This is a genomic window from Streptomyces cynarae (genome assembly GCF_025642135.1).
Lineage (GTDB): Bacteria > Actinomycetota > Actinomycetes > Streptomycetales > Streptomycetaceae > Streptomyces > Streptomyces cynarae.
The window spans coordinates 1,810,882-1,830,973 of record NZ_CP106793.1; the positions used below are offsets into that span (position 1 = coordinate 1,810,882).

General features: G+C 71.2%; 19 protein-coding genes. 8 read left to right on the top strand and 11 right to left on the bottom strand.

Features of this window, described 5'->3' with window-relative positions; translation table 11 throughout:
* Positions 1-60 precede the first annotated feature (60 nt).
* From N8I84_RS08570 to N8I84_RS08585, 4 genes are all read right to left on the bottom strand, one after another.
* Positions 61-1,017 carry an aldo/keto reductase gene (locus N8I84_RS08570; protein WP_263234700.1) on the bottom strand — a complete coding sequence of 319 codons (957 nt, stop codon included), beginning with the start codon at positions 1,015-1,017 and terminating at the stop codon, positions 61-63.
* Between the two features lie 115 nt (positions 1,018-1,132).
* Positions 1,133-1,975 carry a lipase family protein gene (locus N8I84_RS08575; RefSeq protein WP_263228978.1) on the bottom strand — a complete coding sequence of 281 codons (843 nt, stop codon included), beginning with the start codon at positions 1,973-1,975 and terminating at the stop codon, positions 1,133-1,135.
* A gap of 200 nt (positions 1,976-2,175) precedes the next feature.
* Positions 2,176-3,606, bottom strand: a complete 1,431-nt coding sequence (gene argH / locus N8I84_RS08580; protein WP_263228979.1) for an argininosuccinate lyase — start codon at positions 3,604-3,606, stop codon at positions 2,176-2,178.
* Between the two features lie 97 nt (positions 3,607-3,703).
* A complete protein-coding gene (locus N8I84_RS08585) occupies positions 3,704-4,906 on the bottom strand; it encodes an argininosuccinate synthase (RefSeq protein ID WP_263228980.1) in 1,203 nt (400 codons plus the stop codon).
* A gap of 236 nt (positions 4,907-5,142) precedes the next feature.
* On the opposite strand from N8I84_RS08585, the gene N8I84_RS08590 reads away from it, so the two are divergent.
* From N8I84_RS08590 to N8I84_RS08600, 3 genes are all read left to right on the top strand, one after another.
* Positions 5,143-6,036, top strand: coding sequence for a hypothetical protein (locus N8I84_RS08590; RefSeq protein ID WP_263228981.1), 894 nt, complete (start codon positions 5,143-5,145; stop codon positions 6,034-6,036).
* Positions 6,037-6,172: 136 nt separating this feature from the next.
* Positions 6,173-6,760, top strand: coding sequence for a pyridoxamine 5'-phosphate oxidase family protein (locus tag N8I84_RS08595; RefSeq protein ID WP_263228982.1), 588 nt, complete (start codon positions 6,173-6,175; stop codon positions 6,758-6,760).
* 3 nt (positions 6,761-6,763) lie between these two features.
* Positions 6,764-7,468: a L,D-transpeptidase family protein gene (locus tag N8I84_RS08600; RefSeq protein ID WP_263228983.1), complete on the top strand. Its 705-nt coding sequence runs from the start codon at positions 6,764-6,766 to the stop codon at positions 7,466-7,468.
* On the opposite strand, the gene N8I84_RS08605 is transcribed toward N8I84_RS08600, so the two are convergent.
* Together N8I84_RS08605 and N8I84_RS08610 are read right to left on the bottom strand one after the other, a co-directional pair.
* Complete coding sequence (locus tag N8I84_RS08605; protein WP_263228984.1) at positions 7,455-8,957, bottom strand: sensor histidine kinase; 1,503 nt, start codon at positions 8,955-8,957, stop codon at positions 7,455-7,457. The genes N8I84_RS08600 and N8I84_RS08605 overlap by 14 nt on opposite strands.
* On the bottom strand, positions 8,954-9,694 hold the full coding sequence (locus N8I84_RS08610; protein WP_263228985.1) for a response regulator transcription factor: 741 nt from the start codon (positions 9,692-9,694) through the stop codon (positions 8,954-8,956). Before N8I84_RS08610 ends, N8I84_RS08605 begins: the two co-directional genes overlap by 4 nt.
* A 208-nt stretch (positions 9,695-9,902) precedes the next feature.
* Here N8I84_RS08610 and N8I84_RS08615 point away from each other — a divergent pair, with 208 nt between their 5' ends.
* The 5 genes from N8I84_RS08615 (at position 9,903) to N8I84_RS08635 (ending at position 14,892) form a co-directional block, all read left to right on the top strand.
* Positions 9,903-11,252 (top strand): ferredoxin reductase family protein, encoded by a 1,350-nt coding sequence (locus N8I84_RS08615; protein WP_263228986.1) that lies wholly within the window; start codon positions 9,903-9,905, stop codon positions 11,250-11,252.
* Positions 11,253-11,259: 7 nt separating this feature from the next.
* On the top strand, positions 11,260-11,787 hold the full coding sequence (locus tag N8I84_RS08620) for an FMN-binding protein (RefSeq protein WP_263228987.1): 528 nt from the start codon (positions 11,260-11,262) through the stop codon (positions 11,785-11,787).
* Between the two features lie 124 nt (positions 11,788-11,911).
* Positions 11,912-13,249 carry a ferredoxin reductase family protein gene (locus N8I84_RS08625; RefSeq protein ID WP_263234701.1) on the top strand — a complete coding sequence of 446 codons (1,338 nt, stop codon included), beginning with the start codon at positions 11,912-11,914 and terminating at the stop codon, positions 13,247-13,249.
* 29 nt (positions 13,250-13,278) lie between these two features.
* Positions 13,279-14,094, top strand: coding sequence for an FMN-binding protein (locus N8I84_RS08630; RefSeq protein WP_263228988.1), 816 nt, complete (start codon positions 13,279-13,281; stop codon positions 14,092-14,094).
* Positions 14,095-14,154: 60 nt separating this feature from the next.
* Entirely contained in the window at positions 14,155-14,892 is a 738-nt protein-coding gene (locus tag N8I84_RS08635; RefSeq protein WP_263234702.1) for an FAD:protein FMN transferase, read from the top strand.
* A 181-nt stretch (positions 14,893-15,073) separates the two neighbouring features.
* Here N8I84_RS08635 and N8I84_RS08640 read toward each other — a convergent pair whose 3' ends face one another.
* The 5 genes from N8I84_RS08640 to argC are packed head-to-tail and all read right to left on the bottom strand — an operon-like array spanning position 15,074 to position 19,928.
* A complete protein-coding gene (locus tag N8I84_RS08640) occupies positions 15,074-15,610 on the bottom strand; it encodes an arginine repressor (protein ID WP_200421278.1) in 537 nt (178 codons plus the stop codon).
* 7 nt (positions 15,611-15,617) lie between these two features.
* Positions 15,618-16,823, bottom strand: coding sequence for an acetylornithine transaminase (locus N8I84_RS08645; RefSeq protein ID WP_263228989.1), 1,206 nt, complete (start codon positions 16,821-16,823; stop codon positions 15,618-15,620).
* A complete protein-coding gene (gene argB / locus N8I84_RS08650; RefSeq protein ID WP_263228990.1) occupies positions 16,820-17,755 on the bottom strand; it encodes an acetylglutamate kinase in 936 nt (311 codons plus the stop codon). The genes N8I84_RS08645 and argB overlap by 4 nt, the downstream gene beginning before the upstream one ends.
* Entirely contained in the window at positions 17,752-18,903 is a 1,152-nt protein-coding gene (argJ, locus tag N8I84_RS08655; protein WP_263228991.1) for a bifunctional glutamate N-acetyltransferase/amino-acid acetyltransferase ArgJ, read from the bottom strand. Before argJ ends, argB begins: the two co-directional genes overlap by 4 nt.
* A complete protein-coding gene (gene argC / locus N8I84_RS08660; RefSeq protein ID WP_263228992.1) occupies positions 18,900-19,928 on the bottom strand; it encodes an N-acetyl-gamma-glutamyl-phosphate reductase in 1,029 nt (342 codons plus the stop codon). Before argC ends, argJ begins: the two co-directional genes overlap by 4 nt.
* Positions 19,929-20,092: the final 164 nt, after the last annotated feature.

A 20,092-nucleotide genomic window follows, 5' to 3' on the forward strand; every position in this document is an offset into this window, starting at 1 on the left:
TGAGACATTGTTGTCTCACACCAGGCATGTACGTCTCACCAAACCGGACTCGGCGTGATCTCAGTGCCAGGGCAACTGCCCGCGGCGCTCCCAGTACGCGCGCGGGTCCTCGACGAGCGTCTCGAGGCGGGCCAGCTGGTCCTCGTCGAGGTCGACGGCGGCGGCGTGCAGGTTCGAGGCGAGCTGGCCGGTGGTGGCCGCGCCGGAGAGGACTACGCCCACCCAGGGCCGGCGCAGGATCATGGCGAGGGCGACCGCGTCGCAGCCGAGGGACGTCTGAGCGGCCACGGCCTTCAAGGCGTCCGGCGCGTGCGGGTCCGCCAGCCGTCCGTTGGCCATGCCCTCCTTGACGATCACTGTGAGCCCGGCGTCGTGGGCCTCGGCGAGGGCGGGCCCGGCGGAGGTCTCCAGCAGGTTGTACGTGGACTGGGCGGCACGGAAGAGGGGCTCGCCGCCGACCGTCACGGCGAGCGCGGCGCGGATCGCGTCGGCCTGCGCCGGGCCACTGGTGGAGAAACCGACGGTGAGCCCCTGCGCGGCGGCCTCGGCCAGTTGGGCGTGGAGTTCCTTGTCGGTCAGGGCCGGGCTGTCAGGAGTGACGGAGTGGATCTGGTAGAGGTCGAGCCGGTCGCCGAGCAGGGCGGCGGTCTCGGCGCGCTGCCGCTCGTAGGTGGCGACACTGTGGTCCTTGACCTCGTGCTGCTCCGCGTCGGTGGTCCACTGCGCGGTGTAGGTGTAGCCCCATTTGCTGCCGACCACCACGTCGTCGATGCCGGGGCGGGCGGACAGCCACTCGGCGAGGAACTCCTCCGAGCGGCCGTAGGAGCGGGCCACGTCGAAGTAGCGGACGCCCTGCGCGTAGGCGGCGTCCAGGAGTTCGTGCGTGCGCTCGCGCAGGGCGTCGACGGTGCGGTGGGCGGGAAGGTCCCGGTCACGGCCGAGGTTGATGTAGCCCGGGCGGCCGACGGCGGCCAGTCCGAGTCCGATGTGCGGGGTGGCCGTGGTGGCGGCGTCCATTGGGGTCTGCCCTGCTCGAGCGAAGCCGAGAGCTTGGGGAAGGCTGAACGGCATGGCGGGCTCCTTGCACTCTCGGCGGACCCGGTGACCCGCCCCAATCTACCGGCGCTCCGATTCAGCCCGTGCTGACGCAGCGTGGTTCGAAGGCCGGGTCGGCCGGACCCTTCCGGTTCAGGGCGTTGAGCACCCACTGCTCGACGAGCGGCGACTTGGGCGCCTGGTCGTGTTCGGTGGTGTCGAGCGGACAGCGGTCCTGGAGCAGCACGTTGGTGACGTACGAGGCCGGGCCGTCGAGGAAGGCGCTGGTGTACGGAACCACGACCTCGTCGTCACGGGTGGTGATCACCGTGTAGTCCGGACCGACCGGGGTCTCCGGGTCCGAGTTGAGCTTCGCCAGGAAGGCCGAGCCGGCGGTCTGGTCGACGCAGGAGGGACAGACGGTGGCGCCGGCCGCGAGGGCGAGCGGGTTGGTGGTCCCGTGGTTGGAGGGGACGATGCCGACGAGGTCGTCGACCTTGGTCGCACCGTCGAGGAACTTGACGTAGTAGCGGGGCATCATGCCGCCCTGGCTGTGGCCGACGATGTCGACCTTCTTGGCGCCGGTCGCACCGAGCACGGCGTTCACGAAGTCCCGCAACTGGGCCGCCGAGTCCGGGATCGGGGCGGTCTCCATGTCGCCGTAGTCGAAGGAGAAGACGCAGTAACCGGCGTTCACCAGCGCGGGCGAGAGGGTCAGCCAGTTCTCGTACGAGGTCTTGAAGGTGCCGTTCACCAGGACCACCGGCTGCGGGTGGGCCGAGTCCGGCTTGCACGACCAGTCGTTGGCGCCCGGTGGCGCGATGTCGACGGTGTCCGCGCCTGCCGGGGCCGCGATACCGATGGTGCACAGCGCCGCGGTCGCGGCGACGGCGAGGAGCCGGGCTGTTCGCCGTCCACTTCGTCCACTTGGTCCGCGCATGATGTCCCTTTCGTGCTCGGTGTGGGCCGACCGCTGTTCGGCAATGCCGACCGCACCGGAATAGTTACCTCCGGGTAGACGGACGTCAAGAATCCGGACAGTGGCTGAAACCCATCCGTTACCCGGCCCGACCGGAGAGCGCGGCCGGACAGCACGAAGGGCCCGGACGCGATGTCCGGGCCCTTCGGAGGGAGATCCTGCTACGCCTGCTTGGCCGTGGCCCACGTCCGCTGCACGGCGAGGTCCGCCTTCACCTCGGCGAGTTGCACGGCGACCGCCTCGGGGGCCGTGCCACCGCGGCCGTTGCGGGAGGCGAGGGCGCCGGGGACGTTGAGGACGGAGCGCACCTCGGGGGTGAGGTGGGCGCTGATCTTCGCGAACTGCTCGTCCGTGAGTTCGTCCAGCTCCTTGCCCTCGGCCTCGGCGACCTTGACGCACTCACCGGCCACCTCGTGCGCCACCCGGAACGGCACGCCCTGCTTGACCAGCCACTCGGCGATGTCGGTGGCGAGCGAGAACCCGGCCGGGGCCAGTTCCTCCATGCGCTCGCGGTGCACGGTCAGCGTGGCCATCATGCCGGTGAAGGCCGGGAGCAGGACCTCCAGCTGGTCGATGGAGTCGAAGACCGGCTCCTTGTCCTCCTGGAGGTCGCGGTTGTACGCGAGCGGGAGGGCCTTGAGGGTCGCCAGCAGGCCCGTCAGGTTGCCGATCAGGCGGCCGGACTTGCCGCGGGCCAGCTCTGCGATGTCCGGGTTCTTCTTCTGCGGCATGATCGACGAGCCGGTGGAGAAGGCGTCGTGGAGCGTGACGAAGGAGAACTCCTTCGTGTTCCAGATGATGACCTCCTCGGCGATCCGGGAGAGGTTCACGCCGATCATCGCGGCGATGAAGGCGAACTCGGCGACGAAGTCACGGGATGCCGTGCCGTCGATGGAGTTGGCCACACTGCCGTGCTCGAAGCCCAGGTCCTCGGCGACCGCCTCCGGGTCCAGGCCGAGGGAGGACCCGGCCAGGGCGCCGGAGCCGTACGGCGACACCGCCGTCCGCTCGTCCCACTGGCGCAGCCGTTCGGCGTCCCTGGACAGCGACTGGACGTGGGCGAGCACGTGGTGCGCGAAGAGCACCGGCTGGGCGTGCTGGAGGTGGGTGCGGCCGGGCATCGCCACGTCCGGGTGGGCCTCCGCCAGGCCGATCAGGGCGTCCTGGAGGTCGGCGATCAGACCGCCGATGATCCGGCCGTGGTCGCGCAGGTACATACGGAACAGCGTGGCGACCTGGTCGTTGCGGGAGCGGCCCGCGCGCAGCTTGCCGCCCAGCTCGGGGCCGAGGCGCTCCAGCAGACCGCGCTCCAGGGCCGTGTGGACGTCCTCGTCGGCGATCGTGCCGGTGAAGGAGCCGTCGGCGACGTCCGCCTCGAGCCGGTCGAGCCCCGCCAGCATCCGCGTCAGCTCGTCGTCCGTGAGGAGCCCCGCCTTGTGCAGCACGCGCGCGTGGGCCCGGGAGCCGGCGATGTCGTACGGCGCGAGCCGCCAGTCGAAGTGGACGGACGCGGACAGCTTCGCCAGGGCCTCGGCGGGGCCGTCGGCGAAACGGCCGCCCCAGAGCCGTACGTCACCGGTGTTGCTGCTCACTTGGGTCGCTCCTAGAGGGTGTCGGTGTGCCACCGCCTCCCCGCGGCTGGTGAGGAGGCGGTCGTCAGGCCGGTGGGCCGGTCCGGCCGTATCCGCGTCAGGCTTCGCCTGCGAGATCGCGCTGTGCCGCGATCTTCGACGACAGGCTGTAGATGTCGATGAAGCCCTTGGCCGCGGACTGGTCGAACGTGTCGCCCGTGTCGTAGGTCGCGAGGTTGAAGTCGTAGAGCGACGACTCGGAACGCCGGCCGGTGACGACCGCGCGGCCGCCGTGCAGGGTCATCCGGATGTCGCCGTTCACGTGCTGATTGGCCTCGTTGATGAAGCCGTCCAGGGCGCGCTTGAGCGGGGAGAACCACTGGCCGTCGTAGACCAGTTCGCCCCAGCGCTGCTCGACCTGCCGCTTGTAGCGGGCGAGTTCGCGCTCGACGGTGACGTTCTCCAGCTCCTGGTGGGCGGTGATCAGGGCGATCGCGCCGGGAGCCTCGTAGACCTCGCGGGACTTGATGCCGACCAGGCGGTCCTCGACCATGTCGATCCGGCCGATGCCCTGGGCGCCGGCGCGCTCATTGAGCTGCTGGACGGCCTGCAGGACGGTGACGGGCTTGCCGTCGATGGCGACCGGGACGCCCTCCTTGAAGGAGATGACCACCTCGTCGGCCTCGCGGGGGACGGCCGGGTTGGAGGTGTACTCGTAGATGTCCTCGATCGGGGCGTTCCAGATGTCCTCCAGGAAGCCCGTCTCGACCGCGCGCCCGAAGACGTTCTGGTCGATGGAGTACGGGGACTTCTTGGTGGTCGCGATGGGGAGGTTCTTCTCCTCGCAGAACGCGATGGCCTTGTCGCGGGTCATCGCGTAGTCGCGGACCGGGGCGATGCACTTCAGGTCGGGTGCGAGGGCGACGATGCCGGCCTCGAAGCGGACCTGGTCGTTGCCCTTGCCGGTGCAGCCGTGGGCGACCGTGGTGGCGCCGTGCTTCTTGGCGGCGGCGACGAGGTGCTTGACGATCGTCGGCCGGGACAGCGCGGAGACCAGCGGGTAGCGGTCCATGTAGAGGGCGTTGGCCTTGATCGCCGGAAGGCAGTACTCCTCGGCGAACTCGTCCTTGGCGTCCGCGACCTCGGCCTCCACGGCACCGCAGGCGAGCGCGCGCTTGCGGATGACGTCCAGGTCCTCGCCGCCCTGGCCGACGTCCACCGCGACGGCGATGACCTCGGCGCCCGTCTCCTCGGCGATCCAGCCGATGGCGACGGAGGTGTCCAGACCGCCCGAGTAGGCGAGTACGACGCGCTCGGTCACGGGGTTCTCCTCACACTGCGCTCACTGACATGCATGAGTATGCAGAACTATGCATGATTCGTCAATGTGACGCGCTCGCGACCTGCTGTGCGACCGGCTCTTTGCGAAACCGTTGAACGGGAGCAATCGCTTTCCCGTATCTCTCGCCGAACGCAGGCGCCGCGTTTTCACGGCAGTCACACCGTGACCGCCGTGTCCGTCACAGCAGTCACCCCCGACCCGAGTGAGGCATCTTCATGTCCAGGGCTCTTCCGAAGTACAACAAGCGCCGCGTGGCGATCATCGGCGGCGCCGCCGCCGTGGTGCTCTCCGGCGCGGTCATCGCCGGTTCCGCCCTCGCCGGGGAGACGTCCAAGAGCAACGGCGCCCGGACCCTGGCCGCGGGGCCCGGCACGATCACCTGCCAGGACGTGAAGTCACAGCTCCCCGCGATCCCCGCCTCCGCCCAGGCCGAGGTGGACCGCAACCTCCAGCTGCTCGACACCCAGATCGCCGAGGCCAACAAGCGCCTGGTGGACACCGTGGGCCAGGGCGGACCCAACTTCGTCAACAACGCGATCCTCGGTCCCCTCAAGGACAAGCGGGTGGCGACGATCAACCGCATCGCGACGGCGATCGGCCGCACCGCCGTCAAGCCGCAGGGACTGGACGCGCTGGCGCCGTGCGCGCTCAACGCCGGCGGGGCCGCGAGCGGCGGCGGCACGAACACCGCCGCCCCGGGCGCGATGGCGACCCAGCAGGCCGGCGGGAAGAACAACAACGGGAAGGCGGGCAACGGGAAGGCGGGCAACGGGAACGCCGGGAATGCCGGCAAGAACGGGAACGCCGCCGGCGCCGCGGGCACCATCTCCTGCCCCGACGTCAAGTCGAAGCTGCCCGCGATCCCCGCCTCCGCCCAGGCCGAGGTCGACCGCAACCTGACCCTGCTCGACACCCAGATCGCCGAGGCCGACAAGCGGCTCGCCTCCTCGGTGGGCCAGGGCGGACCCAACTTCGTCCAGAACGCGATCCTCGGCCCGCTGGCGGACAAGCGGAAGTCCACCATCGACCGCATCGCCATCGCGATCGGCCGGACGTCCGCCAAGCCGCAGGGCCTGGACTCCCTGGCCGCCTGCACGCTCACCAAGTGACGTGACAGGCGTCGTGGCCGCCCGCGCGCGCGGCCGGGGCGGCCACGAGCGACCGGACGCCGCCGTTGGAGGCGGGCCCGGGCCATTCCGACGAATTCCTTAGACAGTCGAACGATGCGCCCCGATACTCGTGGACATGGGAAAGACCTATGAGCGCATAGATGGCAGACTGCGCACGTTCATCGAGGCACAACCCGTGTTCTTCACCGCGACCGCTCCCCTGTCGGCCGACGGCACGGTCAACCTCTCCCCCAAGGGCCTCAAGGGCTCGTTCGCCGTGCTCGACGAACGCACCGTGGCGTATCTGGACTTCGCCGGAAGCAACGCCGAGACGATCGCGCACCTGCGCGAGAACGGCCGGATCACCCTCATGTGGTGCGCCTTCCAGGGCCCGCCCAACATCGTGCGCGTGCACGGCCGCGGCGAGCCGGTCTTCCGCGACGACCCCCGCTTCGAGGAACTGCTCACGCGTTTCCCGGACATCGATCCCACCCTGCACGGTCTGCGCGCCGTCATCGTCGTGACGGCCGAGCTCATCCGCGACACCTGTGGCTACGCGGTGCCCTTCATGGCCTATGAAGAGGACCGCGACCTGCACGCCAAGCGTTTCGCGCGCGAGGACGACGCCTCCCTCGATGAGTACTTCCGGAGGAAAGAACACGTCCGAACGAGTCTCGACGGCCTGCCGGGACTGCCGTTGCCCCTGCCTCCGTCTACGTTCTGAGGCATGCGCCCCGGTGTCGTCGCCGCTCTCGCCTCCGCCTCCCTCCTCCTGCTCGGTGCCGCACCGGACCCCGCCGAGGACGCCCCGCTGCCCGAGCGGATGGCGGACACCGGCGGCGGCACCCAGCTGATCACCGCGGAGGCCGCCACGACCGGAGCGACCTCGGGCACGGTCAGCTGGTGGGACCGCACAGGCGGGCGGTGGATCAAGGCGGGCTCGGCACCCGCGCGCTTCGGGGCGAAGGGGCTCGTCGAGGGCGGCTCACGCCGGCAGGGCACGAGCACGACACCGACGGGTCTGTACGACCTGCCGTTCGCGTTCGGCATCAAGACCGCGCCCTCGGGTGCGAGGGCGCCCTACCGGCGGGTGCGTCAGGACACCTGGTGGTGCCAGGACAACGACTCGCTCTCGTACAACCGCTGGACGGAACCCCTCCCGGGCGACTGCCGCGCCTCCGAGTCGGAACACCTGATCGCGTACGACCCGCAGTACGACTACGCCCTCGTCATCGGGTTCAACTACGACCTGCCGGTGCGCGGCCGTGGCGCCGGCATCTTCCTCCACGTCAACGGCAAGGGGGCGACGGAGGGTTGTGTGTCGGTGCCGGGGGACGCGATGGAGCGGATCCTGACATGGGCGGATCCCGGGCGCCGGCCGCACATCGCTATCGGGACGGCAGGCGGGACGACCGCGATCACTCGTTACTAGAGCGGCCCGGGCCGCCGACAGGCAGGCGCACCGTGAACGTCGTCGCCCCCGGACGGCACTCCAGGCTCACGCTCCCGCCGTGCGCCTCCGTCACCGCCGCCACGATGGACAGGCCCAGGCCCGCTCCGCCGCCCCGGTGTTCCGGGCGGCGGCGGTGCTCGGCCCGGGTGAAGCGTTCGAACACCCCCGACTGGATCTCGGCGGGGACTCCCGGCCCGTCGTCGTGGACCGTGAGGACGGCCTCCGTGCCGTCCGTCTCCAGGGATACGGTCACCTTGGTGCCCACAGGTGTGTGCAAACGCGCGTTGGCCAACAGGTTCGCCAGCACCTGATGGAGGCGGTAGCCGTCCCCCGTCACCGTCACCGGCTCCTCCGGCAGCTCCATCGTCCAGCCGTGGCCGGGACCGGCGGCCCGCGCGTCCGTGACCGCGTCGAGGACCAGACGAGTGAGGTCGACAGGACGCCGCTCCAGGGGGCGGCCCGCGTCCAGGCGGGCCAGCAGCAGCAGATCGTCGACCATCTCGCCCATGCGCCCCGACTCCGCGGCGATCCGCTCCAGGGCGCGGGTCACCTCCGGCGGCACCGGACCCGGATGCAGCAGCGCCAGCTCGGCGTGCCCCCGGACCGAGGCGACCGGCGTGCGCAGCTCGTGGCTGGCGTCGGCGGCGAAGCTGCGCAGCCGCTCCTCGCTGGCGTGCCGCTTGGTGAGCGCGTCCTCGACATGGCCGAGCATGCGGTTGAAGGCGCCGGCGACCCGGCCCACCTCGCTGCGCGGGTCGCTCTCGGGGGCGCGCGGTGGCAACGCCACCTCGCCGCTGGCGAGCGGGAGTTCGCTGACCCGGGTGGCGGTCGCGGCGACGCGGCTGAGCGGACGCAGGGACCACCGCACCCAGAGGGCGCCCGCGACACCGGTGACCGCCAGGGCCGCCCCGAAGACGACCGCGGCGACGAGTTCCAGGCGGTGCACCGCGGCATCCACCGGCTCGAGCGGCAGTCCGGTGATCAGTACGTCACCGTCCATGCCGCTGCTCGCCACGAGGCGGTACTCACCGAGCGAGGACAGGCAGACGCTGTGGCCCCTGCCGTCCACGGGCACCGCGGCGAGCGTGCGCTCGTCCCCCGCGTTCAGCGGGGCGCTGAGATCGGTGCTGTCGCTGCCGGGGTGCACCAGCCCCACATTGGTGACCCTGCCCCCGACCAGCCGGGCGCCGAAGGTCCCGAAGGACTGTTTGCGGGTGTCGGCGTGCTCGTCGCCGTCGTGGTCCGACGGTTTGACGCCGTGCTCCAGGCTCGCCGCGAACCGCGGGCCGACGTCCCGCAGCTGCTGGTCCAGCCGGCCGGTGAGGAAACCGTTCAGCTCGACCACGGCGGCCACCCCGACGGCGGCGCAGCTGAGCGCCAGCAGCAGCACGAGCCCGGCGGTGAGACGGGCCCGCAGGGTCCGCGGCCGGGGCAGGCGCCGTACCGCCTCGCGCAGCCGGGCCCTCACCGGGCCACCGGCTTCAGGACGTAGCCGGCGCCGCGCACCGTGTGGATCATGGGCTCGCGACCCGCGTCCACCTTCTTGCGCAGGTAGGAGATGTACAGCTCGACGACATGGGCCTGGCCGCCGAAGTCGTAGGACCAGACCCGGTCGAGGATCTGGGCCTTGCTGAGGACGCGCCGCGGGTTGCGCATCAGGAAGCGCAGCAGCTCGAACTCGGTCGGTGACAGCTCGATCAGCTCGCCGGACCGGGTGACCTCGCGGGCCTCCTCGTCCATGACCAGGTCGCCGACGGTCAGCCGGGGCCCGTCCTCCAGCTGCCGGGCCATGCCGGCCCGGCGCAGCAGGCCACGCAACCGCGCGACGACCTCCTCCAGGCTGAACGGCTTGGTCACGTAGTCGTCGCCGCCCGCCGTGATGCCGGCGATGCGGTCCTCGACGGCGTCGCGGGCGGTGAGGAAGAGCACACACACGTCCGGTTTCACATGGTGCAGCTCGCGCAGCACGGCGAAGCCGTCGGTGTCGGGGAGCATCACGTCCAGGACGACGGCGTCGGGCATCAGGTCACGGGCCTCGGCGACGGCGGCGGCGCCGTCACCGGCGGTGCGCACCTCCCAGCCCTCGTAGCGCAGGGCCCCGGACAGCACCTCGGCGAGGTCGGGGTCGTCGTCGACGACGAGGACGCGCAGGGGCGTGCCGTCGGGGCGGGCGAGGGCGGGGCGGCCGGAGCGGGATGTGTTCATCGCACTTACAAGGATCCACTCTGCCGGCAGCGGCCGAGGACGCGGGCCGCTCTGAGTTCCCTATGAGCGTCTCGGGCACGCCCGCCGAGATTCCCTGACCAGGGCGCTTCCCCGCCGCCGTCTTCAGCGCAGGCTCAGACTCCTCAGAGCCGCCTCAGAAGTTCCGCCTGCACAGTTGCGGCGTCGAAACGCCCGAAAGGAACAGATCATGACCACGGTCTACCAGCAGCAGGCGCCACCCTTGTCGCCGGTCGTCCGGCGCTCTCCGGCGGCCCCCCTGCTGGCCCTGCTGTGGGCCGGGGCCGCCGCCGTGGTCGCCCTGTGGTGGCAGAGCACCGGCTCGGTGGTGGGCACGGCGGGCTGGCTGACCGGGGCCGGGCGGATCGCGGGACTGCTGTGCGGGTACTCCTGTGCGGTGCTCGTGGGCCTGATGGCCCGGGTGCCGCTGCTTGAGCGGCGGATCGGCTCGGACCGGGTGGCGCGCTGGCACGCCATGGCCGGGCGGTACACGGTCTGTCTGCTGGTCGCGCACATCGTGCTGATCCTGACCGGGTACGCCGCTCAGGACCGGGCCTCGCTCGTGCACGAGACGGTCACGGTGGTGTGGGACTACCCGGAGATGCTGAAGGCCACCATCGGCACGATCATCCTGTTCGCCGTCGGGATCACCTCGGCGCGGGCCGTGCGCCGCAAGGTCGGCCATGAGTTCTGGTACTACGTGCACCTGCTGACGTATGCGGCGGTGTTCCTCGCCTTCGGTCATCAGCTGGCGCTGGGCGCCGAGTTCACCGGGAACCCGGTCGCGCAGGCCGCCTGGTACGCGCTGTACCTGGGCGTCGCGGCCCTGGTGGTGTGGTTCCGCCTCCTCACCCCGGTGCGGCTGAACCTGCGGCACCGGCTGCGGGTGGAGTCGGTGCACCAGGAGGCGCCGGGCGTGTGGTCCGTCGTCATGCGCGGCCGGCACCTGGACGAACTGGGCGCCGAGCCGGGGCAGTTCTTCCGCTGGCGGTTCCTCACGGACGGGCTGCGCTGGACGTCCACGCCGTACTCGCTGTCGGCGCCGCCCCGCCGCACCCAGCTGCGCATCACCGTCAAGGCGCTCGGGGACCACAGCACCTCGGTGGCCCTGCTGCAGCCGGGCACCCGGGTGTGGGCGGAGGGCCCGTACGGGTCGCTGACCGCCGACCGGCAGACCACCGGCAGGTCCCTGCTGATCGCGGGCGGCGTCGGCGTCACCCCGCTGCGCGCCCTGTTCGAGACGCTGCCGGGCGAGGTGACGCTGCTGTACCGGGCGCGCTCGGCGGAGGACCTGGCGCTGGGCGGCGAGCTGGAGTCCATAGCACGGTGGCGCGGCGCGAAGGTGCTGTACGCCCTCAACGGCGAGGACGGCTCGCGGCCCCGCCTCACCCCCGGCGCGCTGCACGGCGCGGTGCCCGAACTCGCCGATCACGACGTCTATCTGTGCGGCCCGTCCGGGTTCGCGGAGGACATGTACGAGGCGCTGCGGGCGGCCGGGGTCCCCGACCGCCGTATCCACCACGAGTCGTTCGAGCTGTGAGGCCGTCATGCACGCGTTGAAGAGGAACAGCCCGCTGCGCCGGATCGTGCTGGCGAGCGCCGCGACCGTCTCGGGGATGGTGCTGCTGCTGTCGATGAAGCCGCACTCGTCGCCCGGCATCGCCGTGGCCGCGCCCGCGCCGTCGAGCAGTGCGGCCGGGTCGAGCGGGTCCGGTGGGTCCAGCGGCTCGACCGGCTCCAACGGATCCACCGGTTCCAGCGGCTCGGGCAGCACGAACGGATCCGCCGGGTCCACCGGCACCAAGACCGTCACGGGAGAAGAGGCCCAGACCCGCTACGGCCCCGTCCAGGTGCGGATCACGGTGAAGAACGGCAAGCTCACCGACGTCACCGCCGTGGAATACCCCCAGGACAACCCGAGGGACCAGGAGATCAACAGCTACGCCGTCCCCCAGCTGAACCGGGAGGCGTTGACGGCGCAGAGCGCGAACATCGACGTGGTCTCCGGTGCCACTTACACGAGCCAGGGTTACCAGCAGTCACTCCAGTCGGCGCTGGACTCCGTGAAGGGTTGAACGCACGGCGGCTCCGCGACGTACCTCTGGGCCAAGGGGGCCACTGGCCTCACCCGTCCCATGGAGGATCACGGAGGAGACCGTGTCCACGATCGCCGGTGGCCGCGCCGCGCGGCGCCAGACGATGCGCGCCATCCGCCCACGCCGCTCCCCCGCCGTCCCGCTGCTGCTCGCCGTCTGGGCGGGCGCGGCGGGCGTCGTCTGGCTGTGGTGGACGAACACGCCGTCCATCGCCGACAACAACAGCAGAATCCTCAACGCGGGGCGGATCACCGGCCTGCTCGCCGGCTATCTGATGGCCCTCGTGGTGCTGCAGATGGCCCGGGTGCCCGCGCTGGAGCGCCGGGTCGGCTCCGACCGGGTCGCCCGCTGGCACGCCATGACCGGCCGGTACACCGTCTGCCTGGTCCTCGCCCATCTGTTCCTGACGATGTGGGGCTACGCCCTGCAGAGCGGCAGGGGGCTCGGTGGGATCGTCCAGCAGACCGTCGACTCGATCGAACAGCTGCCGGATGTGGGCAAGGCCGCCATCGGCACGGGCCTGCTGGTCCTCATCGGCCTGCTCTCGATCGGACCGGTCCGGCGCAGGATCTCCTACGACCTCTGGTACCACATCCATCTGCTCACCTACGCGGCCACGTACCTGTCGTTCTGGCACCAGTTGTCGACGGGCAACGAGTTCGCCGTGCAGCCGGAGGCGAAGACCGCCTGGTACGCGCTGTACGGGTCGGTGACCGCGCTGGTGATCTGGTACCGGATCCTCACGCCGATCCGGCTCAACCTGCGGCACCGGCTGCGGGTGGAGGCGGTCATCGAGGAGACGCCCGGGGTGGTGTCGGTGCTGATGACGGGGCGGAAGCTGCACCGGATGGGCGCGGAGGCCGGGCAGTTCTTCCGCTGGCGGTTCCTCGCGCCCGGGATGCGGTTCAGCTCGCACCCGTACTCGCTGTCGGCGGCGCCCCGCCCGAACATGCTCCGGATCACGGTGAAGGCCATCGGTGACCACAGCTCCGCGCTGCGGGACCTCGAGCCCGGGACTCGGGTGTGGGCGGAGGGCCCGTACGGTGCCTTGACCGCCGACCGGCGCAGCAGGGGCAAGGTGCTGCTGGTGGCCGGAGGTGTCGGCATCACGCCGATGCGGGCCCTGTTCGAGACGCTGCCGGGCGCCCCCGGCGACATCACGCTCCTCTACCGCGCCAACACCACCCATGATCTGGCCCTGTGGGACGAGCTGGCGCAGATCGCGGAGGAGCGCGGCGCCCGGCTGATGTACGCGGTCAACAGCCCGGACGGGGAACGCCCCGACATCTCGGCGGAGACCCTGAGCCGGAAGCTGCCGGACATCGACCGCCACGACGTCTTCATGTGCGGGCCGCCCGGCTTCGCGCAGCAGGTGTACGAAGCACTGCGCGGCGCGGGGGTCCCCGCCCGCCGCATCCATCACGAGTCGTTCGAGATGTGAGCGACGGGAAACCAGGAGCCTGGAAGAAGATGAGGAAGAGCCACCCCGTGCGGCGCGTCGTGCTCGCCACCGCAGCCACCGTGTCCGGGATCGTGCTGCTGCTGTCCCTGAAGCCGGCCTCGGGTCCCGCCTCGGCCCAGGCGGGGGGCGGTGCCGCACCGCAGCAGACCGCCGCCGCCCAGGAGTCGCCGCAGGGCGGCAGCGGACAGCAGACCGGCACCCGGACCGTCACCGGTGAGGTGGCCAAGACGCAGTACGGCCCGGTGCAGGTGCGCCTGACCGTGAGCGGCGGGAAGATCACCAGGGCCGAGGCGGTGCAGGCACCCAAGGGCGGGCTCAGCGACCAGAAGACCGCCATGGCCGTGCCCCAACTCAACCAGGAGGCGGTCGCCGCGCAGAGCGCGCAGATCGACGCGGTCTCCGGCGCCACGTACACGAGCGGCGGGTACAAGCAGTCCCTGCAGTCGGCGCTCGACAAGGCGAAGGCCACCTCCGGCGGCGCGGCCTCGTCCGGGTCCGCGGGCGGTTCCGGGGCGTCGGGTTCGTCAGGGGCGGCGGGGGCGGCGGCCCAGGCGCGTACGGTCACCGGTAACGTGGCGCAGACGCAGTACGGCCCCGTCCAGGTCCGCGTGACCGTGAGCGGCGGGAAGATCACCAGGGCCGAGGCGGTGCAGGCGCCCAAGGGCGGGCTCAGCGACCAGAAGACCGCCATGGCCGTGCCCCAACTCAACCAGGAGGCGGTGAGCGCACAGAGTGCGAACATCGACGCGGTCTCCGGCGCGACCTATACCAGCACCGGATACAAGCAGTCCCTGCAGTCGGCGCTGGACAAGGCCGGTGGCTGAGTGGCGGACCAGGTGACCGACCCCGAGGCACCGCCCGTGCTGCGCCACGCGGAGGAGGTGATGGGCACCGTCTTCTCCTTCGACGTGCGCGGCGGCCAACCCGAGGCCGTACAGACCGCGCTGGAGGAGGCGATCGCCCATCTCCACCGGGTGGACGAGGTGTTCAGCCCCTACCGCGAGGACAGCCAGATATCGCGGCTCGCCCGCGGTGAGGTGAGTGTGGAGGACTGTGACCCGGAGGTCGCCGAGGTGCTCGCCCTGGGAGCGGAGGCGGAGCAGATCAGCGACGGCTGGTTCAGCACCCGGTTCGGTGGCCGGATCGATCCGACCGGGATCGTGAAGGGCTGGGCGGTGGAGCGCGCGGCCCGGCGGCTGGCGGCGGCCGGGGCGAGCGGGGTGAGCGTCAACGGCGGCGGGGACGTGCAGATGTACGGCATGCCGGAACCGCACCGGCCCTGGCGGGTCGGTGTGTCGGACCCGCTGCGGCCCGGCGGGCTGGCGGCGGTGGTGTCCGCGGCCGGCGTGGAGGAGCTGGCCGTGGCCACCTCGGGGACCGCGGAGCGCGGCGCGCACATCGTGGACCCGCGCACGGGGCGCTCCGCGGTGACCGACCTGGTGGCGGTGACGGTGGTGGGCCCCAGCCTGACCTGGGCGGACGCCTGGGCCACGGCGGCGTTCGCGATGGGGTCACGGGCGGGGCTGGCGTGGCTGGAGTCACTGCCGGACGTGGAGGCGCTGCTGATCACCGCCGGTGACGAGGTGCGGTGCACGGGGGGTCTCGCCGCGCGCCTGGGGTGAGCATCGGGACTGGGGCGCCCCGGCCGGGGCCGGCCGGGGCGGGTTTCGCATGCCCGCGCCTGCGGAGCCTCCCTCAAGCTCTTCGAACAGGGGGATCCCCAGCGCCCACCCGTGCCGCGCCTGGGGTCCCCAGTCCGTCGAGGCACTGGGGGAGGCACGACTGCCCGCAGCTGCGTCGGGCTCAGTGCCCGTTCTGCGCCAGCCGCAGCAAGTGGTCCGCCAGCGCCTGCCCTCCCGTCGGCTCCCGGCTGATCAGCAGCACCGTGTCGTCCCCCGCGATCGTCCCCAGGATGTCGTGCAGTTCCGCCTGGTCGATCGCCGACGCCAGGAACTGCGCGGCCCCCGGAGGGGTGCGCAGGACCACGAGGTTCGCGGAGGCCTCCGCCGAGATCAGCAGCTCCTGCGAGAGCCGTCGCATCCGCTCCTCCTTGGCCGACCCCCCCAGCGGCGCGCGAGGCGTGCGGAAACCGCCCTCGCTCGGCACCGCGTAGATCAGGTCGCCGTCGGTGTTGCGGATCTTCACCGCGTTCAGCTCGTCCAGGTCCCGGGAGAGCGTCGCCTGCGTGACGCTCAGCCCGTCGTCGGCGAGGAGTTTCGCCAACTGGCTCTGGGAGCGCACCGGTTGCCGGTTGAGGATGTCCACGATCCGGCGGTGGCGTGCGGTGCGGGTCTGCGGCACGGCAGGCCCCGTGTGCTCGTGGTCCTGCGCCTGACTCATCGTCGTCTCATTCTCCGGATCGTCCGTCCCCATTCACTGGGTGCACTGCCTCGAGGACACCGGGAAGCGCCTGGAGCAACGCCTGCACCTCGTCGTCGCCGAGGTTCAGCGGCGGCATCAGCCGTACGACGTTCGGGGCGGGCGCGTTCACCAGGAGGCCGGCGTCCTGAGCCGCCTGCTGCACCTGTGGCGCGAGCGGCTCGGTGAGCACGATACCCAGCAGAAGGCCCGCGCCCCGGACATGTTCGATCAACGGGTGGCCCAGCGACTCGATTCCGTCCCGCAGCTTCTCGCTCTGCCGCTTGACGTTCTCCAGCAGGCCCTCACCCGCGATGGTGTCGAGCACGGCGAGGCCGGCGGCGCACGCGACGGGGTTGCCGCCGAAGGTCGTGCCGTGCTGGCCCGGCAGGAGCAGCTCGGCGGCGCGGCCGAAGGCGACGGTGGCGCCGAGCGGCAGCCCGCCGCCGAGTCCCTTGGCGAGGGTGACGACGTCCGGCAGGACGCCCTCGTGGGCCTGGTACTCGAACCAATGCCCGGTACGGCCGACGCCGGTCTGCACCTCGTCGAGCACGAGCAGCGCCCCGGTGGCGGCGGTGATCGCGCGGGCCGCCTTCAGGTAGCCGGCGGGCGGGACCACGACCCCGTTCTCGCCCTGGATGGGCTCGATGATGACGAGTGCCGTCTCCTCGGTGACCGCGGCGGCCAGGGCCTGCGCGTCGCCGTAGGGGACGTGGGTGACGTCGCCGGGCAGCGGCAGGAACGGCTCCTGCTTGCCGGGCTGACCGGTCAGCGCGAGGGAGCCCATGGTGCGGCCGTGGAAGCCGCCCTGGGTGGCGACCATGTGCCGGCGGCCCGTCAGCCGGCCGATCTTGAAGGCGCCCTCGTTGGCCTCGGCGCCCGAGTTGCAGAAGAAGACCTTGCCGTCGCGGCCGAAAAGCTGAAGGAGCCGTTCGGCGAGGGCGACGGGCGGCTCGGCGATGAACAGGTTGGAGACGTGGCCGAGGGAGGCGATCTGCTTGCTCACGGCCTCGACGACCGCGGGGTGGGCGTGACCGAGGGCGTTGACCGCGATGCCGCCGACGAAGTCGAGGTACCGCTTGCCGTCGGCGTCCCAGAGCTGGGTGCCCTCACCGCGGACGAGGGGCAGCCGCGGGGTGCCGTAGTTGTTCATGAGCGCGCCCTGCCACCGCGCGGTCAGTTCCTCATTGCTCACGACTCCCCCTGTTCGTCCGGCTTCTCGTCGGGCACGACCATCGTGCCGATGCCTTCGTCGGTGAAGATCTCCAGCAGGATCGAGTGCTGTACCCGGCCGTCGATGACGCGTGCAGTGCGGACGCCGCCCCGCACGGCGTGCAGACAGCCCTCCATCTTCGGCACCATGCCGGAGGACAACTCCGGCAGCAGCTTTTCCAGTTGGGAGGCGGTCAGGCGGCTGATCACCTCGTCGGAGTTCGGCCAGTCCTCGTAGAGGCCCTCGACGTCGGTGAGGACCATGAGGGTTTCGGCGCCCAGTGCCGCAGCGAGTGCCGCAGCCGCCGTATCAGCATTGACGTTGTAGACATGTCCGTCGTCCTGACTGCGGGCGATGGAGGAGACGACCGGGATACGGCCGTCGGCGAGCAGTGCCTCGATCGCGCCCGTGTCGATCTCGGTGATCTCGCCCACCCGTCCGATGTCGACGGACTCGCCGTCGATCTCGGGCGTGTGTTTGGTGGCGGTGATGGTGTGCGCGTCCTCGCCGGTGAGGCCGACGGCGAACGGGCCGTGCTGGTTGAGCAGCCCGACCAGTTCGCGCTGCACCTGCCCGGCGAGCACCATCCGTACGACGTCCATGGCGTCCTCGGTGGTGACCCTCAGGCCCGCCTTGAACTCGCTGACGATGCCGTGCCGGTCGAGGGCGGCGCTGATCTGGGGGCCGCCCCCGTGCACGACGACCGGCTTCAGTCCGGCATGCCGCAGGAAGACGACGTCCTGCGCGAACGCGGCCTTGAGCTCCTCGTTCACCATCGCGTTGCCGCCGAACTTGATGACGACGATCTTGCCGTGGTGGCGGGTCAGCCAGGGCAGCGCCTCGATGAGGATCTCGGCCTTGGGCAGCGCGGTGTGTTTGCGCGTCGTGCCGGACTTGGGAGAAGTGTCGCTCATGAGGAATACGCGCTGTTCTCGTGGACGTAGTCGGCGGTGAGGTCGTTGGTCCAGATGGTGGCGGTCTCGGCGCCGGCGGCGAGGTCCGCCACGATGTGGACCTCGCGGTAGCGCATGTCGACCAGTTCGCGGTCCTCGCCGACCGAGCCGTTCTTGCACACCCACACGCCGTTGATGGCGACGTTGAGCTGGTCGGGCTCGAACGCGGCCCGGGTGGTGCCGATGGCGGACAGGACGCGGCCCCAGTTGGGGTCCTCGCCGTGGATGGCGCACTTGAGGAGGTTGTTGCGGGCGATGGAGCGGCCCACCTCGACGGCGTCCTCCTCGGTCGCGGCGTTGATCACCTCGACCTTGATGTCCTTGCTGGCGCCCTCGGCGTCGCCGATGAGCTGCCGGCCGAGGTCGGCGCACACCTCGCGCACGGCCTCGGCGAACTCGTCGTACCCGGGGGCGATCCCGGACGCTCCCGAGGCGAGCAGCAGCACGGTGTCGTTGGTGGACATGCAGCCGTCGGAGTCGACACGGTCGAAGGTGACCTTGGTGGCGGCGCGCAGGGCCTTGTCCAGGGTCTCGCTGTCGAGGTCGGCGTCGGTGGTGAGGACGACCAGCATGGTGGCGAGGCCCGGGGCGAGCATGCCGGCGCCCTTGGCCATGCCGCCGACGGTCCAGCCGTCCTTCGTCACGACGGACGTCTTGTGGACGGTGTCGGTGGTCTTGATGGCGATGGCGGCCTTCTCGCCGCCGTGCTCGGAGAGCTGGGCGGCGGCGGTCTCCACGCCCGGGAGCAGCTTGTCCATGGGCAGCAGCACACCGATGAGGCCGGTGGAGCAGACGGCGACCTCGATGGCGCCGCGGCCGAGCACCTCGGCCACCTTCTCGGCGGTGGCGTGGGTGTCCTGGAAGCCCTTGGGGCCGGTGCAGGCGTTGGCGCCGCCGGAGTTGAGGACGACCGCCGAGACCTGGCCGCTCTTGAGGACCTGCTCGGACCACAGCACGGGCGCGGCCTTCACACGGTTGGAGGTGAAGACGCCCGCGGCGGCGCGGCGCGGCCCGGTGTTGACCACGAGGGCCAGGTCCGGGTTGCCGTTCTCCTTGATTCCGGCGGCGATGCCCGCAGCCTGGAATCCCTTGGCTGCCGTGACGCTCACGGTGCGACTCCGATCGTCGAAAGCCCGGTGGTCTCGTCGAGGCCGAGCGCGATGTTCATGCTCTGCACGGCACCGCCCGCGGTGCCCTTGGTCAGATTGTCGATGGCGCTGATCGCGATGATGCGGTGCGTGGCGGCGTCGTACGCGACCTGCACCTGAACGGCGTTGGAACCGTAGACGGACGCGGTGGCCGGCCACTGCCCCTCGGGGAGCAGGTGCACGAAGGGCTCGTCGGCGAAGGCCTTCTCATAGGCGGCGCGCAGGGACTCGCCGGTGACGCCGGGCCGCGCCTTGGCGGTGCAGGTGGCGAGGATGCCTCGGGGCATCGGCGCGAGGGTGGGCGTGAAGGAGACGGTGACCGGCTCTCCGGCGGCCGCGCTGAGGTTCTGGATCATCTCGGGGGTGTGCCGGTGGACGCCGCCGACGCCGTACGGGGACATGGACCCCATGACCTCGCTGCCCAGCAGGTGCGGCTTGGGCGCCTTGCCCGCGCCGGAGGTGCCGGAGGCGGCGACGATCACGGCCTCGTTCTCGGCGAGCCCGGCGGCGTACGCGGGGAAGAGCGCCAGGGAGGCGGCCGTGGGATAGCAACCGGGTACCGCGATGCGCTTGGACCCCTCCAGCGCAGCGCGGGCACCCGGCAGTTCGGGGAGGCCGTAGGGCCAGGTACCGGCGTGCGGGGAGCCGTAGAAGCTCTCCCAGTCGGCCGGGTCCTTCAGCCGGAAGTCGGCGCCCATGTCGATGACGAGGACGTCGGGCCCGAGCCTCTCGGCGACGGCGGCGGACTGTCCGTGGGGCAGGGCGAGGAAGACGACGTCGTGCCCGGCGAGGACCTCGGGGGTGGTCTCGGCGAGCACCCGGTCGGCCAGGGGCAGCAGATGCGGCTGCAGCGCACCGAGCCGCCGGCCGGCGTTGGAGTTGCCGGTGAGGGCGCCGATCTCCACCTCGGGGTGCGCGAGGAGCAGACGCAGAGCCTCTCCGCCCGCGTATCCGCTCGCTCCGGCGACTGCGGCACGTACCGTCATGGAACCTCCTCCTGGATGGCATGACTATACGTATCGCCGCACGTTTATGCAATCCTGGAGATCGGGTCCGTGACGAGCCGTGTGGCCGGATGCGCCTACGACCACATGTACACCCACCGCTTGCGGCCATCGCTTGACCTGGAGCACGCTCCAGGTTCTACGGT